General features: G+C 66.7%; 15 protein-coding genes and 1 rRNA gene. 14 read left to right on the top strand and 2 right to left on the bottom strand.

Annotation, left to right across the window (positions count from 1 at the left end; genetic code table 11):
• The first annotated feature begins 50 nt into the window (after window positions 1–50).
• Together rrf and JVX90_RS01085 are read left to right on the top strand one after the other, a co-directional pair.
• Window positions 51–167: ribosomal RNA gene (gene rrf / locus JVX90_RS01080) — 5S ribosomal RNA — on the top strand.
• A 60-nt stretch (window positions 168–227) separates the two neighbouring features.
• Window positions 228–1,349, top strand: a complete 1,122-nt coding sequence (locus JVX90_RS01085) for a hypothetical protein (RefSeq protein WP_205330654.1) — start codon at window positions 228–230, stop codon at window positions 1,347–1,349.
• Window positions 1,350–1,380: 31 nt separating this feature from the next.
• On the opposite strand, the gene JVX90_RS01090 is transcribed toward JVX90_RS01085, so the two are convergent.
• Entirely contained in the window at window positions 1,381–3,480 is a 2,100-nt protein-coding gene (locus JVX90_RS01090; RefSeq protein ID WP_205330655.1) for a DEAD/DEAH box helicase, read from the bottom strand.
• Window positions 3,481–3,566: 86 nt separating this feature from the next.
• Between JVX90_RS01090 and JVX90_RS01095 the strand changes: the two genes are divergently transcribed.
• The 9 genes from JVX90_RS01095 to JVX90_RS01135 all read left to right on the top strand — a co-directional run bounded on the left by JVX90_RS01095 (window position 3,567) and on the right by JVX90_RS01135 (window position 14,019).
• Window positions 3,567–5,333, top strand: a complete 1,767-nt coding sequence (locus JVX90_RS01095; protein WP_205330656.1) for a penicillin-binding transpeptidase domain-containing protein — start codon at window positions 3,567–3,569, stop codon at window positions 5,331–5,333.
• 50 nt (window positions 5,334–5,383) lie between these two features.
• Window positions 5,384–5,821 carry a MerR family transcriptional regulator gene (locus JVX90_RS01100; protein ID WP_205330657.1) on the top strand — a complete coding sequence of 146 codons (438 nt, stop codon included), beginning with the start codon at window positions 5,384–5,386 and terminating at the stop codon, window positions 5,819–5,821.
• A gap of 39 nt (window positions 5,822–5,860) precedes the next feature.
• Entirely contained in the window at window positions 5,861–6,892 is a 1,032-nt protein-coding gene (locus tag JVX90_RS01105) for an aldo/keto reductase (protein WP_205330658.1), read from the top strand.
• Between the two features lie 5 nt (window positions 6,893–6,897).
• Window positions 6,898–7,287, top strand: coding sequence for a PPOX class F420-dependent oxidoreductase (locus tag JVX90_RS01110; RefSeq protein ID WP_205330659.1), 390 nt, complete (start codon window positions 6,898–6,900; stop codon window positions 7,285–7,287).
• A gap of 65 nt (window positions 7,288–7,352) precedes the next feature.
• The gene (locus JVX90_RS01115) at window positions 7,353–8,615 is read left to right on the top strand and encodes a bifunctional glycosyltransferase family 2/GtrA family protein (protein WP_205330660.1); all 1,263 of its coding nucleotides are present in this window, start codon (window positions 7,353–7,355) and stop codon (window positions 8,613–8,615) included.
• Window positions 8,612–10,714, top strand: coding sequence for a glycosyltransferase family 39 protein (locus tag JVX90_RS01120; RefSeq protein WP_205330661.1), 2,103 nt, complete (start codon window positions 8,612–8,614; stop codon window positions 10,712–10,714). The genes JVX90_RS01115 and JVX90_RS01120 overlap by 4 nt, the downstream gene beginning before the upstream one ends.
• A gap of 64 nt (window positions 10,715–10,778) precedes the next feature.
• Window positions 10,779–11,990, top strand: coding sequence for a low temperature requirement protein A (locus JVX90_RS01125; protein WP_240193999.1), 1,212 nt, complete (start codon window positions 10,779–10,781; stop codon window positions 11,988–11,990).
• A 22-nt stretch (window positions 11,991–12,012) separates the two neighbouring features.
• Window positions 12,013–13,263 (top strand): phosphoribosylamine--glycine ligase, encoded by a 1,251-nt coding sequence (gene purD / locus JVX90_RS01130; protein ID WP_205330662.1) that lies wholly within the window; start codon window positions 12,013–12,015, stop codon window positions 13,261–13,263.
• Between the two features lie 108 nt (window positions 13,264–13,371).
• Complete coding sequence (locus JVX90_RS01135) at window positions 13,372–14,019, top strand: LppP/LprE family lipoprotein (protein WP_240194000.1); 648 nt, start codon at window positions 13,372–13,374, stop codon at window positions 14,017–14,019.
• Window positions 14,020–14,025: 6 nt separating this feature from the next.
• Here JVX90_RS01135 and JVX90_RS01140 read toward each other — a convergent pair whose 3' ends face one another.
• Complete coding sequence (locus JVX90_RS01140; RefSeq protein WP_205330663.1) at window positions 14,026–14,925, bottom strand: alpha/beta hydrolase-fold protein; 900 nt, start codon at window positions 14,923–14,925, stop codon at window positions 14,026–14,028.
• A gap of 193 nt (window positions 14,926–15,118) precedes the next feature.
• On the opposite strand from JVX90_RS01140, the gene purB reads away from it, so the two are divergent.
• The 3 genes from purB to JVX90_RS01155 are packed head-to-tail and all read left to right on the top strand — an operon-like array spanning window position 15,119 to window position 19,610.
• Entirely contained in the window at window positions 15,119–16,546 is a 1,428-nt protein-coding gene (purB, locus tag JVX90_RS01145) for an adenylosuccinate lyase (protein ID WP_205330664.1), read from the top strand.
• Between the two features lie 45 nt (window positions 16,547–16,591).
• Entirely contained in the window at window positions 16,592–17,488 is an 897-nt protein-coding gene (locus JVX90_RS01150; protein WP_205330665.1) for a phosphoribosylaminoimidazolesuccinocarboxamide synthase, read from the top strand.
• On the top strand, window positions 17,481–19,610 hold the full coding sequence (locus JVX90_RS01155; RefSeq protein WP_205330666.1) for a S9 family peptidase: 2,130 nt from the start codon (window positions 17,481–17,483) through the stop codon (window positions 19,608–19,610). Before JVX90_RS01150 ends, JVX90_RS01155 begins: the two co-directional genes overlap by 8 nt.
• The last annotated feature ends 1 nt before the right edge of the window (window position 19,611 follow it).

Here is a 19,611-nt window from a genome sequence, read left to right on the forward strand (position 1 = left end):
CACACGATCACGACCGTTTAGGTTTGTGGTTGGTGATAGTTTCATATTGTTTCGGTGGCTATAGCGGAGGGGAAACGCCCGGCCCCATTCCGAACCCGGAAGCTAAGCCCTCCAGCGCCGATGGTACTGCACTTTAGTCAGTGTGGGAGAGTAGGACACCGCCGAACTCAACTCTATTCGAGCCCCTCAACCCTTGTGGTTGAGGGGCTCGAATACTATCTACACCCATGACAAGTGCACGTGAGGCAGTCGAACGCACTTGGCGGCCAGTACTCGCACTCACTGTCCTCAGCTTCTCGACGTTCATCGCATTCAGCAAGTACTGGACCGTGATCAGAGCGGGCGGAAACGATCACCAGAGCGGTGACTGGCTGATCAACTACGCCGGCGGATTCATCCGCCGCGGCTTCACCGGCGAACTGCTTCGCATCGCATATCCGGACGACTTGCTGATCGCGACAGCGGTACTCCAGATGGTCCTGTGGTCGCTGTTCGTAGCCTTCGTCATCTATCGACTTCGGCGCGACGAGTGGTCGACGACGTCGATCCTCCTGTGGTGCGGCCCCGCCGCAGTCCCGTTCGCCGGCTGGGACCCGGCGGGAGGACTCCGCAAGGAGATCATCGCTTTTCTCTCCCTCGCACTGATGAGCATGGCGGCAGACCGGACGGCACGCGTGCGGTTCGGGCTCGTGGTGACGTCGATCGTCGTCTGGGCGGTGTCCCTTCTGTCGTGGGAAGCGACGGTCGTCTTGCTGCCGACCCTCCTCGTCTTATGCTGGCGAGCTCTGTCGGATGTCCGTCGGCAGTGGCGGATAGCGGCTGGAGGAATTGTTCTGGGATCGGCGGCCATCGTCGGAGCCAGCATGCTCGCTCCGGGCGGTGCTCGAGCTGCGACTGCGATCTGCGACGACCTCGTGGCCCGTGGGTACGAGCCGCAACTCTGCAATGGCTCCATCCGCTGGCTCGAGTACACGATGCAGTACGGATTCGACTACACGATCGGGTTCTGGCCCCAGAACGCCTACTTCATCCCACTGGCCGCGCTCGCGTTGCTGCCGGTCTGCTGGCTCGGTCGCTTCTGCGAACAACGATGGTGGTGGCCGCTTCAGATGGCCGCGATCTTCCCCCTGTTCCTCATCGCTGCCGACTACGGACGCTGGATACACATGGCGGCCATCGCCACAGCATTCCTCGCGATCGGTCGGAACGAGGAACGACGTGAGCCGCCTGTCGGGTTCGTGATCGTCTACCTGCTCGGATGGGGCGTGCAGCACGCGATGTTCGGCATGGCTCGGATCCCCGTGTGGCGAGGCGGCTGGATCACATTCGTTCAGCACTACCTCTCCTGACCGGACGGGTCCGGCCGTTCACACCGTGGTGTCAGACGGTCTGATGGATCACGAGGGGTAGGACGGCCGACGCTCCCGCCTCGCGCAGTGCTGCGGCAGCAAGAGTCACCGCCCACCCGGTCGCGGTCTCGTCGACGACCAGCAGTACGGATCTGCCCGCGACATCTGACGGTGTCGGGCCGAGGTGTTCGGTCCAGTACGTCGCCTCCACGCCGCTCGTCGCGTCTCGCCCCGGAACCCGGCCCGGGACGACGTCGAACACCGAACCGGGACGACGTCCGACAGTGCGGAGACGTTCGGCGAGATCGGCGGCCAGGTCACCACCCTGCAGATCGAGGGAGACGATCGAATCCGGCCGCATCCCTCCACGGCGCGCCCAATCGCCGAGAACCGCGACAGCTGACTCTGCCAGACGCTCGCGCGCTGTCTGGTCCCCGTGCTTGGCGCCGGTCAGGACGTCGCCCCACTGGGGAGCGTCCGCAAACGCCAACACCCGGCCGGGTTCCGCGGCGAGATCCACGGCGATCCGTCCACCGCGAGAGAACGTTCCCTTGGGAGGCCACATCTTGCGCGGTGCGAACGACTGAGCGTCCCTCCTCAATACCGCCGAGATGGTGGCCACGGTGTCGTCGTTCGGACGATCGTTGAGGCCGGGTGTCAGTTCCCCGCGGCAGACCGAGCAGCGACCGCAGTCAGCGGCCGCCGGATCGTCCAACGATTCGGTGAGCAACCGCATCAGGCACTTCTCGCCGCGGATGAACGACCGCATGATGTCCGCCTCCCGCCGCCGGACCTCGAGCACACCGCCGTAGTGTTCGGCGTCGTACGTCCACGGGCGTCCGGTGGCCACCCATCCGTCCGCGGTGCGCTCCACAACACCGTCCACGGCCAATTGCTTGAGCATCAGCTCGACCTTGCCGCGCCGGATACCCGTCTCCGATTCGAGGGTGATCACGCTGACCGCCGCGCCGACACCATTCATCGCGTCCAGGAGGTGAGACATGCGTTTCGGGTCGGGGATCGTCGCAGTCGCGAAATGCTCCCAGATGGCGTCGTCGAGCGCCGACGCCAGGAGAACCACAACGGCCTCGTCAAGGGCTCGGCCGGCACGACCGACCTGCTGGTAGTAGGAGACCGGCGACGGCGGAGCTCCGACGTGAACGACAAAGCCGAGGTCGGGCTTGTCGAAACCCATCCCGAGAGCGGACGTCGCGACGAGCGCTTTGACCTGATTGCTCAAGAGCGCGTCCTCGAGACCGTGACGCTCGTCGGCCGGCAGTTGACCCGTGTAGGCGGCGACCGGGTACTCGTCGCCCCACACCGAGCGGATCGCCGTCACGAGGCGGTCTGCGTCGGCGACGGTGAGGACGTAAACGATGCCGGAACCAGGAAGGAACGGCATCTCCTGGGTCACCCACCCGTACCTCTGGATCGGAGACAGACCGTCAACCACATTGAGGTGCAGAGACTTTCGGGCAAGCGGACCGCGAAGAACCAGCGTAGCCTCGCCGAGTTGGGCGGCGACGTCGTCCGTGACCCGTTCGTTGGCGGTAGCGGTGGTCGCGAGTACCGAAGTCTGTGGATTCAGGTTCTGGAGGACATCCGACACGCGGCGGTAGTCGGGCCGGAAGTCGTGTCCCCAGTCGGAGATCGCGTGGGCCTCGTCGATCACAACAAGTCCGAGCTTGCCCGCGAGTGCACTGAGCACCCTGGCGCCGAAACCAGGATTGGCGAGACGCTCGGGCGACACCAGCAGCACGTCCAGTCGACCGGAGAGCAACTCGGCTTCGACCGCACCCCACTCGTCGATGTTCGCCGAGTTGACGGTGGCGGCTGCGAGCCCGGCACGTCCGGCCGCCGAGACCTGGTCGCGCATCAACGACAACAGTGGCGAGACGATGAGCGTCGGTCCTCCGCCCGCAGAGCGGATCACCGCGGTCGCGGCCCAATAGACCGCCGACTTGCCCCAACCCGTCGCCTGGACGACCAGTGCGCGTGAACCGGGAGTCGACAGCGTCGCGACCGCAGTCTCCTGATCGGCGCGGAGTGCGGCGTCGGGACCCGCGAGAGAGGTGATGACACGATCGGCGACGAGGCGCTGAGCGTCGGTGAGAACCGCCGTGGATGACATGCCACCAACCTATCGGCGCATGCCGACACGGTCGAACAGGTTGTCCACACCCCACTTCCGCGGGCGGTCCGGATACTGTCGAAATCATGGAACTGTCATCCGTTCGAACGATGCGTGCTCCGGTCGCGGCCCTTCTCTCACTGGTGATGGTCGCCGGACTCTTCGTGGCCTGCGGGTCGGACGAGTCGCCCGTTCAGAAGTTGGCGAATGCGCTGACCAGGCACGACCCGGACGCGTCCGCTGACCTGACATCCGACGCCGGAGCTGCGAGGAAGGCGTTCACCGACACGTTCGACGGTATGGGAGACGCGACTGTGAACGTGGCGGCGAACGACGACGGCACCGAACTCACCTGGACGTGGAACCTTCCCCGCGAGCGGACCGCGACGTACACGGCGCGTGTCGAGACGTCCGCGGACCGGGTGACGTGGGCGCCGACGATCATTCATCCGAACGTCGCCACCGGCGGAAGGCTTCTCTACAGCGAGCTCAAGGCGTATGACACACGCGTCACGGACAGGAAGGGACGCTCGGTGCTCACGTGGCAAGAGGTGTCCGTCGTGTCGCTCGACGCCGCACGAACGGACTCGGCCACGAGACTGGCACAGCGGTTGAACACCGTAGCGCCCGACGTGACGGCGACAACGATCCGAAAGGACCTCGCAGGCAAGAGCGGACCGCAGACCGTTGTCGCACTGCGGCCGGACGACGCGGCAGAAGTGGGCGACCTGACTCGCATCGGTGGTGTCTCCGTTCGTCGCGAGGGACGGTTGATCACCGCCTCGAAGAACGTGAAGTCGCCCGCGACGGCTGGGCTTGAGGGCCGCTGGCGTGAGGTGATCGACGCGGCGGCAGGCGCGGAGGTGAACGTCGTCGACGCCGCGGGAGAGACCGTCACACGTATTCAGCGCTTTGAGGGAGTGACACCCGATTCTGTCCGCACTTCGTTGGATGTCGTGTTGCAGCAGGCCGCGAACGCCGCGGTGGCGAGGGAGAAGCGTCCGACGATGCTCGTCGCGATCCGACCTTCGACCGGCGGGATCCTCGCCGTCGCGCAGAACGACGCCGCCGACCAGCAGGGCCCCATCGCCCTCACAGGGCTCTACGCGCCCGGTTCGACGTTCAAGACAGTGACAACCGCAGCGGCCCTGAAATCGGGCGTGGCCACCATAGACAGCCGTCTGCCGTGCCCGGGGAAGCAGCGGTTCGGCGATCGGACGATCCCGAATGAGGACGAGTTCGACCTCGGGGTGGTGCCGCTGCACACCGCGTTCGCGCAGTCGTGCAACACGACGATGGCAGGTCTGTCCACACAACTCGACGACAACGCGCTCTCCGTCACGGCTCGCATGTTCGGCCTCGGAGCCGACTACTCGGTGCCCGGGCTGACAACCATCACGGGGAATGTGCCTGCCGCCGATTCGGCCGCGCACAAGGTCGAGAGCGGCATCGGGCAGGGACAGGTGACGGCGTCGCCGTTCGGCCTGGCCCTCGTCGAAGCCTCTCTCGCGGCCCGGAGGACAGTGACCCCGGTCCTCATCCAGGGGATGAGGACCACCGCGGACAGCGACCCGACGGTGATCCCCTCGACCGTCGCGACCGCCATCCGGTCGGCGATGCGGGAGGCCGTCACCTCGGGCACGGCCCGCAGCCTCCGCGACATCAACGGCCTCGGTGGAAAGACCGGGACGGCCGAGTACGGCGACAACAAGCATGCCCACGGGTGGTTCGCGGGCATCGTCGGCGACCTCGCCTTCGCGACGCTTGTCGTCGGCGGCGACAGCTCGTCGCCCGCGCTGACGGTGAGCGGGGACTTCCTCCGGTCCAGTGAAGCTGCCCGCCCGCGGGGCTAGGGCGGAAAGCTCTTGCCCTGGAGTGCACTCCAGGTTCTACCGTTGACGTCATGCCTGAAGACATGAGCATCGCCGACGTGTCCGCCCGCACCGGACTCACCCGCGACACACTGCGGTGGTACGAAGCGGAGGGACTGATCCCCGCCGTTCCGCGCACGTCCGCGGGTGTCCGACGGTACGACGACGCGACCATCCGCATGATCGACCTGCTGGTGCGGCTGCGCCGAACCGGGATGTCGGTGGCCCACATGCGGGATTTCGTCACCATGGTCGACCAGGGTGCTCGGACGCACGGCAGGCGGATGCGGCTCCTCGAGGATCACCGCGAGGAGATCGAGTCCCGCATCCGAGAGCTGATCGACGACCTCGAAGCTGTCGACGACAAGATCTCACACTATCGACGCCTCATCGATTCAGGTCTGGACTGCGGTGAGCAGCCCATCACAGACCCCGCCGTCATCGAACAGCAACGACTCCTCGGCGACTGACAGCCCGGGATCACACCGATAACCTCAACAGGAGCATTTATGCACACCACAGTTCTCGGCGACTCCCTGCAGACGTCGGCACTCGGATTCGGCGGCATGGCGGTCACACACGTCTACGGCGGTACCGACGACGCCGCGGCACTCGGCGTTCTGCACAGTGCCGTCGACGCAGGTGTCACGTTCATCGACACCGCTGACGTGTATGGCGAACCGCAGCCGGGCGTCGACGGCCCGTCGGGGGCCAACGAACGTCTCGTCGCGCGGCTCCTCGTCGACCGACGCGACGACGTGACGCTGGCAACCAAGTTCGGGATCACCGGCAAGGTTCCGTTGGCAGGTCAGGAGACGGTCAAGCCGACACGTGGGGACGCCGCGTACGTGCGCGAAGCGCTTGAGAAATCACTCACCCGCCTCGACACCGACGTCATCGACCTCTGGTACATGCACCGTCGTGATCCTGACGTGCCGATCGAGGAGACTGTCGCGGCGATGGCGGAGGCCGTCGCGGCGGGTAAGGTACGGCACCTCGGACTGTCGGAGGTCACCGCAGCGGAACTGCGTGCAGCACAAGCGGTCCACCCGATCGCCGCCGTGCAGAGCGAGTGGAGCCTGTGGTCGCGTGACGTCGAGGCCAACGTGATCCCGGCGTGCGTGGAACTCGGCGTCGGATTCGTTCCGTACTCGCCGCTCGGCCGCGGATTCCTCACCGGGACACTCACCCGTGATCAGGTCGCGTCGGACATGCGTGGATCCACCGCACGTTTCGGCGACGACAACTGGGACGCGAACCAGCGCGCCCTCGACATCGTCGCCGACGTCGCACAGCGGTTCGACGCGACGAACGCGCAGGTGGCGCTGGCCTGGCTGTACGAGTCGGGACGCAGAGCCGGTCTGCCGACAGTCCCGATCCCCGGGACCCGCTCACCGTCACGGATCGCCGAGAACGCGGCCGCAGTCGATCTGCTCCTCGACGACGACGCGATGATCGCGCTCGACGACGTCTCATCGCTCGTCCACGGGACACGGAACATCGTGGCCGATCCCGCGTGGATCTCATCCGGGCGAGAGTGACCGACATGACCGTGATCCCCGACAGTCATCGTGACCTGCTCGAACGGCCGCTGTACGCCCATCTCGCAACAATCCGTCCCGACGGGCGTCCGCAGGTGAACCCGATGTGGTTCTCCTGGGACGGCGAGCATCTGCTCTTCACGAACACGACGACCCGCCAGAAGTACAAGAACGTGACCGCCCACCCCGAGGTCGCGATCTCGGTGAACGATCCCGACCAGCCGTACCGCTACCTCGAAGTCCGCGGTGTCGTGGAGCGGATCGACGACGACTCCGCCGGAATCGTGTTCGCCGCTCTCGCCGAACGCTACGGCCTGCCGATGGACGGGCCGCCCGGCGACGTCGCCGACAGAGTCGTCTATCGGGTCACGCCGGTGTCCACCAGCAGTCAATGACTCCCACAGGAATCTGACAGGTCGATCGCAGTGGGGCGGGAGGTGGGGGAGCGAATCTTGCTCCCATGACGACAACACTCGACCCCGATCCGGCGGCGCGTTCCGGCGCGGCCGCCGGGGCGCCCCCACCACCGGTCCTGGACATCGTGATCCCGGTGTTCAACGAAGAAGACGACCTGGACGCAGCCGTTCTCGCCCTTCGCGATCACCTGCACAAGGCCGTCCCGTATCCCGCCCGAATCACGATCGCCGACAACGCGAGCACCGATACGACATTGCAGGTGGCCAAGGCGCTCGCCGCGCAGTTCGACGACGTTCGGGTTGTGCATCTGTCGAGGAAGGGACGCGGCGGAGCACTCAATCGAGTGTGGCGGGACAGTGACGCGGAGATCGTCGCCTACTGCGACGTCGACCTGTCGACCGACCTGAACGCGTTGATGCCGCTGATCGCGCCGCTGATCTCCGGTCATTCCGACATCGCGATCGGGACGCGTCTGTCGCGGTCGTCGCGTGTGGTCCGCGGGCCGAAACGCGAAATGATCTCCCGTTCGTACAACCTGCTGCTGCGCACCACGATGCACGCGCGCTTCTCGGATGCGCAATGCGGATTCAAAGCGATGCGCACCGATGTCGCACGACGTCTGCTGCCATATGTCGAGGACACCGGATGGTTCTTCGACACCGAACTGCTCGTGCTCGCCGAACGGGTCGGACTTCGGATCGCCGAGGTCCCCGTGGACTGGACCGACGACCCGGACAGCTCGGTCGACATCGTCGCCACCGCCGTCGCCGACCTGCGCGGATGCGTCCGGGTGGGCTGGGCGCTCACCCGGGGTCGCCTTCCGATCGCGGAACTGCGGGCGACGCTCGGACGGGACCGCAGGCCGGGCCCCGCCGTCGACGGTGTGCCGGTCGGCATGGTCGGACAGCTCGTCCGGTTCTGCGCGGTCGGCGTCACGTCGACCGTCGCGTACGCACTCCTGTACGTGATGCTGCACTCGGTCGCTGGAGCGCAGGCGGCGAACTTCCTCGCCCTCGGCATCACCGCGATCGCCAACACCGCGGCCAACCGGCGGTTCACCTTCGGTGTCCGCGGCGCCGAACGCGCGATGCGAGATCACCTGATGGGCCTCGCAGTGTTCACGTTCGGCTGGCTCGTCACCGCCGGATCGCTCGCTACCCTGCACAGCTTCGCCCCCGACGTGGGACGAGCCGCAGAGCTCGCCGTCCTCGTGACGGCCAACCTGGTGGCGACCGCCACCCGGTTCGTCGGACTGCGCCGACTCTTCTCCTCACGCAGCACCCGCTCGGAAGGAGCAACCGCATGACCGCCATCGACATCTTGGACAGTGCGGACCGAAGCGGGGTGGACGGCAACGGGGAACCGCCCGCGCCTGTCGACCGTTCGGCCCATCAGGCGGACGACGGTCTGCAGCCGTCCCGGCGCACGACGATCTGGTCGCTGGGGGCGTTGCTCATCTCGACCACCGTCCTCTACCTCTGGAATCTGTCCGCCAACGGGTGGGGCAACTCGTTCTACACCGCGGCGATCCAGGCGGGTTCACAATCGTGGAAGGCATGGTTCTTCGGGTCGTCCGACATGGCGAACTCCATCACCGTCGACAAACCGCCCGCCTCCCTGTGGATCCCCGCGTTGTTCGTGCGGGTGTTCGGCCTCAACTCGTGGTCGGTGCTGGTCCCCGAGGTGCTGATGGGGGTCGCGTCTGTCGCACTCTTGTATCTCATCACGCGCAATCGATTCGGCCACTGGGCGGGCATCGGGGCCGGAACTGCCCTCGCACTGACGCCGGTCGCCGCCCTGATGTTCCGATTCGACAACCCCGAAGCGCTCCTCATCCTGCTGATGATCGCCGCGATGGGCGCACTGCTCAAGGCCGTCGACACGGGCAGGCTGCGATGGATGATCGCAGCGGGAGCGGCGGTAGGCTTCGGCTTCCTCACGAAGCAACTCGAAGTGATGCTGATCGTTCCCCCGATGGTGGTCGTGTACTTCCTCGCCGCTCCCGGCGGATGGGCGCGGCGTGTCGGGCACCTGTTCGCCTCGTTGGGCGCATTGATCGCCAGCGCGGGCTGGTGGATCCTCACCGTCGAATTGTGGCCTTCGTCCAGCCGCCCGTACATCGGCGGTTCTCAGAACAATTCGATCCTCGAACTGACCTTGGGCTACAACGGATTCGGCAGGCTCAACGGCAATGAGGAGGGCAGCGTCGGCGGGGGAGGTCGGCGCAGCCAGGTCGCGGAGATGGCCGGCCAGCAGGGACCCGGCGGAGGTCCGGGTGCAGGTGGCGGCATGTGGGGTCAGACAGGCATCACGAGGATGTTCGACGCCGAGCAGGGCGGCCAGATCGCCTGGCTCATTCCGGCGGCGATCGTTCTCGGGGCAGCGGCGATCGTCCTCATCGGGCGTGCGCCCCGCACGGATCGTCGGCGCGCCTACCTGCTGCTGTTCGGCGGCTGGCTCGCCGTCATGACATTGACGTTCAGTTTCATGGCGGGCATCTTCCACAGTTACTACACGGCCGCGATGGCGCCTGCGATCGCCGCGGTGATCGCAGCCTCGGCGGCGGTCGTCTGGCCTGCGCGTGACCGACTGTGGGTCCGGCTGGTCCTCGCCGTCGCGGTATGGGCGACGGCGGGCTGGGGTTTTGCGTTGCTGGCTCGCACCCCCGACTTCGTGCCGTGGCTGCGTTGGCCCGTCCTGATCGTCGGAGTCGTTTCGGGTCTCGCGCTGCTCGTGGCGCCGTCCTCGGGCTGGAAGAAGCGCACGGCGGCCGTCGCCGCGGCGGGGGCGATCATCGCTGCGCTCGCCGGGCCGACCGCTTACACGATCGACACCGTCAACACAGGCAAGCAGGGATCGATCATCACGGCGGGTCCGCGCACTGAGGGCGGAATGTTCGGGCCCGGTGGTCGGCACCGCGGTGGCCCGGGTGGGATGATGCCGCCGGGAATGAGCAACAGCAGCCAGCGAGGTGGATTCCCCGGCATGAACGGAGGATTCCCCGGAATGACCGGCACCGAAGGCATAACCGGTGGACCCGGAGGGCTGCTGAGCGGTTCCACCCCGAGCGACGAGATGGTCGCGCTGCTTCGAGACAACGCGTCCGAGTACACCTGGGTCGCCGCGGCAGTCGGCTCCAATGAGGCGTCCGGTTACCAGATCGCGTCCGGGTACTCGGTGATGCCGATCGGCGGATTCAACGGAACCGACCCGTCGCCCACCCTGGAGCAGTTCAAGCAGTACGTCGCCGACGGTCGCATCCATTACTTCGTCAACGGCGAACGGGGAATGATGGGCGGCGATTCGGAAGGCGCTTCCGCGCAGATCAAGGAATGGGTCACCTCCACCTTCACGTCGACCACTGTCGATGGAGTGACCCTGTACGACCTGACCTCGCCGCGCTGATCGCCTTCGCGGACACGCCCGCCGTCGTGGAGACGGCGGGCGCGTTCGTGTCTAGGCTTGGCCCGTGCCAGTGAGAACCGAGTTGCAGTGGATGACCGGCCGTGACGCCGACGAAGGAGAAAGAGCAGGCAGCGGCCTCGAAGTCTTCTACGACCTGATCTTCGTCGTCCTGTTCGCGGTCGCAGGTGTGCAGTTGGCGGAGTACCTCGCCGAGGGCCACGTGTTCACCGCGATCGTCGGGTACGCACTCGTCACCTTCGCCGCCATCTGGGCGTGGATCAACTTCGCGTGGTTCGCTTCGGCCTTCGACACCGACGATCCGTGGTTCAGACTGTCGGTGTTCGTTCAGATGATCGGAGTCTCGATCATGGCGACCGGCGTCCCGGCCGTGTTCTCGTCGATCGACGCCGACGAACACATCGACATGAAAGTCATCGTCTTCGGCTACATGGTGATGCGGATCGGACTGGTGCCGCAGTGGATTCGTGCCGCACTTCAGGCCCGGGACTACCGACGCACCTGCCTCACCTATGCGGTCGCATGCGTCGTCGCACAGATCGGGTGGACGTTCGTCGCCCTCGCGCCGATGAACCTCACGGTGACGCTCATCGCGATCGCCGTCTGCGCCTTCATCGAGTTCCTCGGCCCGTTCGTGGCGGAGGTGCTCGTCAAGCGGACACCGTGGAACCCGTTCCACATCACCGAGCGCTACGCGACGCTCGTCGTCATCACACTCGGCGAAGGGGTCGTGGGCACCGTCGCCGTCCTACAGGCGCAGATCTCGCGGACCGGCTGGAGCACGCAGACCGCGGTGCTGGGCGTAACCGCGCTCAGCGTCACTTTCGCGATGTGGTGGCTCTACACGATCATGCCCAACGGGGAGGCACTCGCTGAGCATCGTGAACGCTGCTTCCTGTGGGGATACGGCAGCATCCCGATGTTCATGGGATGCGCCGCCGTCGGCTCGGGCATGCACGTGATCGCACTGTGGATCGAAGGCGAGGCCCACATCTCCGAGCTGGCGGTCCTCCTCACGTCGGCGATCCCGATGCTCATCTTCGCGGTCGTCGCCATCGGCCTGCATTTCTACCTGACCGGCCCGTCGCAGCTGGCCTTGTGGATGTTCATCGCTGCGGTGCTGCCCATCGTGGCCGCCGTGCTCCTCCTCGCCGCGGGCGGCCCACTGCTCGCCGGTGTGGTTGTCGGAGCCCTCGCCCCTGTGCTCCCGGTACTCGTGATCGAGTTCAACGGCAAGGTCGCCCCGGCGGGCGGCTGACGTCCTCGCTACGCTGATACGCGTGCGCGCACTGGTGATCGGCTCGGGCGGCCGCGAACACGCCCTCCTCCTCGGACTCGACCGCGACCCGTCGGTGACGGAACTTCACGCTGCTCCCGGCAACGCCGGAACCGCGGCCGTCGCGACCAACCACGCGGTCGACGCCAACTCCGGCGATGCCGTCGTCGCCCTGGCGCGCGAGATAGGCGCCGACCTCGTGGTGATCGGCCCCGAGGTGCCGCTGGTGCACGGTGTCGCCGACGCGCTGCGCGCTGCGGGATTCCCGACGTTCGGACCCAGTGCCGAGGCCGCTCAGATCGAAGGATCGAAGGCATACGCCAAGGACGTCATGGCCGCTGCCGGCGTCGCGACCGCGCGCGCCGAGAGCGTCACCGCGATCGACGACGTCGACGCCGCCCTCGATCGCTTCGGCCCCACCTGGGTGGTCAAGGACGACGGGCTCGCCGCAGGCAAGGGCGTGGTCGTGACGGCCGATCGTGCCGCCGCACGGTCGCACGCCGTCGACGTGATCGAGAACGGTCATCCCGTGCTGCTCGAGAGCTTCCTCGACGGTCCCGAGGTGTCGTTGTTCTGCCTGGTCGACGGAGACACAGTGGTCCCGCTGCTGCCCGCGCAGGACCACAAGCGGGTCGGCGACAACGACGAGGGGCCCAACACCGGTGGCATGGGTGCGTACACCCCGCTCCCGTGGCTGCCCGACGGCATGGTCGACACCATCGTCGACGACGTGGTACGCCCTGTCGCCGCAGAGATGGCCAAGCGCGGCAATCCCTTCTCCGGACTCCTGTACGCCGGCCTGGCCATCGGCGCGCAGGGGCCGTCGGTCGTGGAGTTCAACTGCCGGTTCGGCGACCCCGAGACCCAAGCCGTCCTCGATCTCCTCGAGACCCCGCTCGGCGATGTGCTCGGCGCCGTAGCGAACGGTACACTCGCCGACCTTCCTCCGCTGAGGTGGTTCGACGGCAGCGCCGTTGTCGTTGTGCTCGCCGCCGACAACTACCCAGGCAGTCCGCGCACCGGAGACCCGATCTCCGGCTCCGACACCGAGGGCGTCCTGCACGCGGGAACCAAGCTCGTCGACGGTGCGATCGTCTCGTCGGGCGGCCGTGTGCTCTCCGTCGTCGGTCGGGGTGCGGATCTCGCGGAGGCTCGCGCGCAGGCATACGACCGCCTCGCTCGCGTCGGGCTGGAGGGCGCACATTTCCGCACGGACATCGGCAAGGCCGCCGAAGAAGGCCGCATCACGCTGTAGGGCTGCCGCACCCGTGCGGGTGTCCTCTGTTTGAACGACGCCGGTGATACGGCTGCGCGGCGTCGCCCGATGATCGAGACAAGACCGTTCGATCACCAGGGAGGCGTCATGAACCGTCGAACACTGTACGTATCGATCACTGCCGCGGCGGTGGCATGCAGTCTGGCCGCCTGCAGCAGTGCACAGCCGGACGCGGCTGGGGCGTCTGAGGCGGACAGGCCGACAACCGCCGCGTCGACGACGGCGATCGTCGAAACGGCACCGCGGATCGTCTCCGGCGAACCGACGCCGATCCCGACCGCGGTCACCACGACGACAACACCAGCCGCACCGTACGGCAGTGGTCACGGACTCTGCTTCGACCTCAACTCACGCCTGGCCAAAGACTCGATGGAATCGCTCGGAGTCGACTCGAACGGTGGGCAGTGGCGTATCGCGGGCGCCAGCAACCATCCCCTCGCGGGCGGATGCGGGCTCGACTGGCTGAAGGTCGACGGTTCAGGATTCGGCGACGCGACCTACACCTCGCGCGTCCTGCTGTTTCAGGGCGGAGCGTTCGTCGGCACCGTGGAACCCCACGAATACTCGTACACGTCGATCGCAGGTGACACGCTCGATTCGGTGACGGTGAAGTACAGCTGGCTGCGGTCGGACGATCCGTTCTGTTGCCCGCAGGGCGGGCCGACAACGGTCACCGCATCGGTGTCGAACGGCTCCATCGTGCGTGACGGCCAGTTCCCGCCACAGGTGAAGTAGCGCCGATCAGCGGGCGAGTTCGCGACCGAGGAACTCGAGCTGGTCGTCCATCACCGACCGCCAGAAGCGATTGGTGTGGCCGCCGGGTGTGGTCGCGAACGCCGCGGGCGGATGCAGATCGGCCGCCCACTGTCGCGTGTAGGTGTAGAACTGGTCGGACGATCCGATGCTGATCATCAGCGGAATCTTTGCGAAAACGTGCTGCTGACCGAACAATGAGTTCGCCTGGTAGTCGGCGAAAGAGTCGAAAGCCCGAGGCGGGAACATCAGCGGGTCGGCCCACATGGCTGGCGAGCTGACCGCGATCGACGCGACCCGCTGCGGACCGAGGATCGATGCGATGCGCAGCGCACCGTAGCCGCCCATCGACCATCCGTAGAGTCCGATGCGATCGATGCGAAGGTTGAGCTCAGGGTTCTCGGCGAGCACCGGCATGAACTCGTCGATGATCATCGCGGCGCCGTCCGACCCGTCGGTGCGCAGGTGGAAGTAGTTGCGGCCGACGTCGGCCGCTGCGAGCGCGAAAGGCGGATTCCCCGCGTCGACGTACTTCTGGAGTGCGCCCTGCATGTTCATCGACGGACGGAACAGCGACTTCTCATTGGTGTTGAGCGCGTGCGCGACGATCACCACGGGGAGCTCCCCGGTGACGCCGCGGGGACGCGCAACCGCCCAGCGGGTGGTTCGACCGGCCATCTTCGCTGACACGAACTCGCCGGTCACCACGGGCGGGTCGGCCGGAATGTCGGCGGGAGACGTCTCGACCGGCAGTTCGTCGTCGGGCCCGAGGTGGACGGCTTCGTCGGCTTCGATCGGGTCGTGTGACGTGCATGCGGCCACACCGAGAGCGGCCGCGCCGACGGCCGCGGTCAGCAGGCCGCGTCGTGTCAGTTCAGTGGAGTGCACTTCAGCGTGGGCACGTGCAGCGCTGCTCGGGCGCGACCTGACTCATGACCTCGTCGACGTGCGAACCGCATCCGTCCCAGGTGATCTTGCCGCAACGGTTACAGGTGACCGGAAAACACATGTGGCCAGTCTACTTCCCTCCCCGCCGTCGTTGTTTTCGCTGCTGCGCACGGTCGGAAGTAGACTGTCCGACGTGGGTAAACCGGCTATCAGCAACGTCCTCGCCAACCGCTACGCGTCCGCCGATCTCGCCGGCATCTGGTCGCCGCAGCACAAGATCGTCCTGGAGCGTCAGCTCTGGATCGCCGTGATGAAGGCGCAGCGCGACCTGGGGATCGACGTCCCGGCCGATGCGATCGCCGACTACGAGCGGGTCGTCGACCAGATCGACCTCGATTCGATCGCCGACCGTGAGCGGGTCACTCGCCACGACGTCAAGGCGCGCATCGAGGAGTTCAACGCCCTCGCAGGCCACGAGCACATTCACAAGGGCATGACGAGCCGTGACCTCACGGAGAACGTCGAGCAGCTTCAGGTGCTGCTGTCCCTGCAGCACGTCCGCGCAGGCGGCGTCGCGGTCCTCGCACGCATCACCGAGCGCGCAGCCCAGTACGCGACCGTCGTGATGGCGGGACGCAGCCACAACGTCGCAGCGCAGTCGACCACGCTCGGCAAGCGCTTCGCGTCTGCCGCCGACGAGCTGATGATCGCCCTGACCCGCATCGATGAGTTGATCAACCGATATCCGCTGCGCGGGATCAAGGGCCCGATGGGCACCAGCCAGGACATGCTCGACCTGCTCGACGGCGACGCCGCAAAACTCGACCAGCTCGAAGGCAAGGTCGCCACGCACCTCGGCTTCGCCAACGCATTGACCTCCGTCGGCCAGGTGTACCCGCGTTCACTCGACTTCGACGTCGTGTCGGGCCTGGTCCAGATCGCGGCCGGACCGTCGTCGCTCGCCACCACGATCCGCCTGATGGCAGGTCACGAGCTGGTCACCGAGGGCTTCCAGCCCGGGCAGGTCGGCAGCTCGGCGATGCCCCACAAGATGAACACGCGCAGCTGCGAGCGGGTCAACGGACTCGCCGTGATCCTCCGCGGCTACGCGTCGATGACCGGCGAACTCGCGGGCGCGCAGTGGAACGAGGGAGACGTGTTCTGCTCGGTCGTGCGCCGTGTGGCGCTGCCCGACGCGTTCTTCGCCATCGACGGCCTCATGGAGACGTTCCTGACGGTGCTCGCCGAGTTCGGCGCCTACCCCGCGGTGATCGCCAACGAACTGGATCGGTACCTCCCGTTCCTCGCCACCACCAAGGTGTTGATGGCCTCGGTTCGTGCAGGTGTCGGGCGCGAGACGGCCCACGAAGCGATCAAGGAGCACGCGGTGGCCGTCGCCCTCGCGATGCGCGAGGAGGGCCGCGAGCCCGACTTGTTGGATCGTCTCGCCGCCGACGACCGCATCCCGCTCGACCGTGCACAGCTCGACGAACTGATCGCGGACAAATCCGCATTCACCGGTGCCGCCGACGCTCAGGTCGCGGGTGTCGCCGCCGCCGCGCAGGCGTGGTTCGACGCCTACCCGGACGCGGTCGCCTACGCGCCGGCCCCGATCCTGTAGTTCCCCCGACTCATCCGCCCCGACTCGAAGGTCTCAGCAACTCATATGCGTCCCGCACTCTCCGACTACCGTCACGTCGCGTCCGGCAAGGTCCGCGACATCTACGAGATCGATGAGCAGACGTTGCTGCTGGTCACCTCCGACCGGATCTCGGCCTACGACCACATCCTGTCGACGCCCATCCCGGACAAGGGGAGGATCTTGACAGCCGCCAGCTTCTTCTGGTTCGACGCCCTCGCCGTCCCGAACCATCTGGCAGGCGGGCCGACTGACGAGCGGATTCCGGCAGAGTTGGTCGGACGGTCCATGGTCGTGAACAAGCTGCCGATGGTGCCGGTCGAGTGCGTCGCCCGTGGATACCTCACCGGTTCCGGTCTCGTCGACTACACCGCGACCGGGTCCGTGTGCGGTGTGGCACTGCCCGCCGGCCTCGGCGAGGCGGACAAGCTCCCCGCGCCGATCTTCACCCCGGCGACCAAGGCCGACCTCGGTGATCACGACGAGAACGTCTCGATCGACCAGGTCGCCGAGACCGTCGGACGCGAACTCGCCGAACGTCTTCGCGACACCACCCTCGACATCTACGGCCGAGGCTCCGATCTGGCCGCCGAACGCGGAATCATCTTGGCCGACACCAAGTTCGAGTTCGGGCAGGCCGCGGACGGATCGCTGGTGCTTGCCGACGAAGTGCTCACCCCCGATTCGTCGCGCTACTGGGATGCCGACGGCTACACGCCGGGACGCGTCCAGCCGAGCTTCGACAAGCAGATCGTGCGGAACTGGCTGACCGGTCCCGACTCCGGCTGGGACAAGGCCTCCGGCGACCAGCCGCCCGCCCTGCCCGCCGACATCGTCGAGCGCACCCGTGCCCGCTACATCGAAGCCTACGAACGCATCTCGTCGCTCTCCTTCGCCGACTGGCCGGACCGCGTGGATGTCTGAGCTCACCCCTCCCGTCGCCAAACGAGTTCACAGCGAACGTGTTCATCACGGTGACGTGTTCGTAGACGAATACGCCTGGTTGGGTGACAAGACCGACGCGGAGGTGATCTCGTACCTCGACGGGCAGAACGCGTTCGTCGACGCTGAGACCGCGGACCTCGCGGAGCTGCGCGAGTCGATCTTCGGCGAGATCAAGGCCCGCACCAAGGAGACCGACATGGGTCTCCCCACTCGGAGTGAGGGCTACTGGTACTTCGCAAGGACCACCGAAGGTCACGCGTACCCGAGGTTCTGTCGATGCCCGATCTCCGGCGACGACGACTGGACACCGCCAGAGGTGTCGGCCGATGAGCCGCTCCCGGGGGAGCAGGTGTACTTCGACATGGACGCCGAGGCGCAGGGCCACGACTTCTTCAGTGCAGGTGCGGTCTCGGTGAGCCATGACGGTCGGCGTCTCGCGTACAGCGTCGACCTCGAAGGCGACGAGCGCTATACGCTGCGAGTCCGCGATCTGGACACCGGTGAGGACCTGCCCGGTGCCGTCGCAGGCACCGCGGGCAGCGCGACGTGGTCCAAGGACGGCCGCTTCCTCTTCTACTTGACCGTCGACGAGTCGTGGCGCCCCGACAAGGTGTGGCGCCACGAAGTGGGGGCGGGCACGGACGACGTGCTCGTCTTCCACGAGACGGACGAGCATTTCTGGGTCGGTGTCGGAGCCACCGCGAGCGACGCCTACCTGATGATCGGTGCGGACTCGAAGGTCACGTCGGAGGTCTACGTCCTCTCGGCGGATGATCCGACAGGAGAGTTCGTCAGCGTCGCCGGGCGCACGCCGGGTGTGGAGTACAGCGTCGACCACGCAGTCGTCGACGGCGACGACTACTTCGTGATCGTCCACAACGGTGATGACGGCGACGGCGGCAAGTCGATCGAGTACGCCGTCGACATCGCTCCCGTCGGCGACATCGCAGCTCGTCGAACCCTGGTGCCGCACGATCAGTCCCGCCGCATCGAAGACGTGGAATGCTTCCGGGACTACCTCGTGCTGTCGTACCGGTCCGGTGCCGTCCCACGCCTGGCCGTCGCCGACCTGCGAGCCGTGGACGGTATCCCGACCGTCGACGACTTCCACGAGATCGTCTTCGACCAGGAGCTGTCCTCACCTGCCCTCGGATCGAATCCGGAGTGGACCACCCCGCGCCTGCGTCTGGTGTACTCGAGCTTCGTCGACCCCGTCGAGGCCCTCGACCTGAACGTCGCGACCGGTGAACGGACACTTCTACGCAGGCAGACGGTGCTCGGCGACTACGACCCGTCCGAGTACATCGCGACCCGTGACTGGGCGATCGCCGACGACGGGACCCGGGTTCCGGTGTCGTTGGTCCGCCGCCGCGACCTCGCCGACGGCCCCGCTCCGGTACTGCTCGTCGGCTACGGCGCCTACGAGATGTCGATGGATCCGGGCTTCTCCATTCCGCGGCTGTCGCTGCTGGACCGCGGCGTTGTCCTCGCCTACGCGCACGTCCGCGGCGGCGGTGAACTCGGCCGGAACTGGTACGAGAACGGGAAGCTGCAGCACAAGCAGAACACCTTCACCGACTACGTCGCCGTCGCACGACACCTGATCGACTCGGGACGGACCTCACCGGATCGCCTCGTCGCGGACGGCGGGTCCGCAGGCGGACTGCTCATGGGCGCGGTGATGAACATGGCGCCGGAGTTGTTCTCCGCTGTGCTCGCTGCCGTGCCGTTCGTCGATGCTCTGACGTCGATGCTCGATCCGGAACTCCCGTTGACGGTCACCGAGTGGGACGAGTGGGGCGATCCTTTCCACGACCCCGATGTGTACGCCTACATGAAGCAGTACTCGCCGTACGAGAACGTGGCGCCCCGCCCTTATCCCGCGGTTCTGGCGCTCGCGTCGTTCAACGACACGCGCGTGCTTTACACCGAAGCCGCGAAGTGGGTCGCCGCACTGCAGGCCGCGACGACATCCGACCGCCCGATCCTGCTCAAGACCGAGATGTCCGCAGGCCACGGCGGTGTGACCGGTCGGTACAAGCAGTGGGCGGAGATCGCCTTCGAACACGCCTGGATCCTCCGGGCCTCCGGCGCCGTCTGAG

Source organism: Gordonia sp. PDNC005 (genome assembly GCF_016919385.1).
GTDB lineage: Bacteria > Actinomycetota > Actinomycetes > Mycobacteriales > Mycobacteriaceae > Gordonia.

What these genes read in the sequence shown, in the direction of transcription:
- JVX90_RS01105 (WP_205330658.1), top strand. Translation starts at nt 5,861, where the DNA reads ATGCACACCACAGTTCTCGGCGACTCCCTGCAGACGTCGGCACTCGGA.
- JVX90_RS01115 (WP_205330660.1), top strand. Translation starts at nt 7,353, where the DNA reads ATGACGACAACACTCGACCCCGATCCGGCGGCGCGTTCCGGCGCGGCC.
- JVX90_RS01110 (WP_205330659.1), top strand. Translation starts at nt 6,898, where the DNA reads ATGACCGTGATCCCCGACAGTCATCGTGACCTGCTCGAACGGCCGCTG.
- JVX90_RS01120 (WP_205330661.1), top strand. Translation starts at nt 8,612, where the DNA reads ATGACCGCCATCGACATCTTGGACAGTGCGGACCGAAGCGGGGTGGAC.
- JVX90_RS01085 (WP_205330654.1), top strand. Translation starts at nt 228, where the DNA reads ATGACAAGTGCACGTGAGGCAGTCGAACGCACTTGGCGGCCAGTACTC.
- JVX90_RS01095 (WP_205330656.1), top strand. Translation starts at nt 3,567, where the DNA reads ATGGAACTGTCATCCGTTCGAACGATGCGTGCTCCGGTCGCGGCCCTT.
- JVX90_RS01135 (WP_240194000.1), top strand. Translation starts at nt 13,372, where the DNA reads ATGAACCGTCGAACACTGTACGTATCGATCACTGCCGCGGCGGTGGCA.
- JVX90_RS01100 (WP_205330657.1), top strand. Translation starts at nt 5,384, where the DNA reads ATGCCTGAAGACATGAGCATCGCCGACGTGTCCGCCCGCACCGGACTC.
- JVX90_RS01150 (WP_205330665.1), top strand. Translation starts at nt 16,592, where the DNA reads ATGCGTCCCGCACTCTCCGACTACCGTCACGTCGCGTCCGGCAAGGTC.
- JVX90_RS01155 (WP_205330666.1), top strand. Translation starts at nt 17,481, where the DNA reads ATGTCTGAGCTCACCCCTCCCGTCGCCAAACGAGTTCACAGCGAACGT.
- JVX90_RS01090 (WP_205330655.1), bottom strand. Translation starts at nt 3,480, where the DNA reads ATGTCATCCACGGCGGTTCTCACCGACGCTCAGCGCCTCGTCGCCGAT.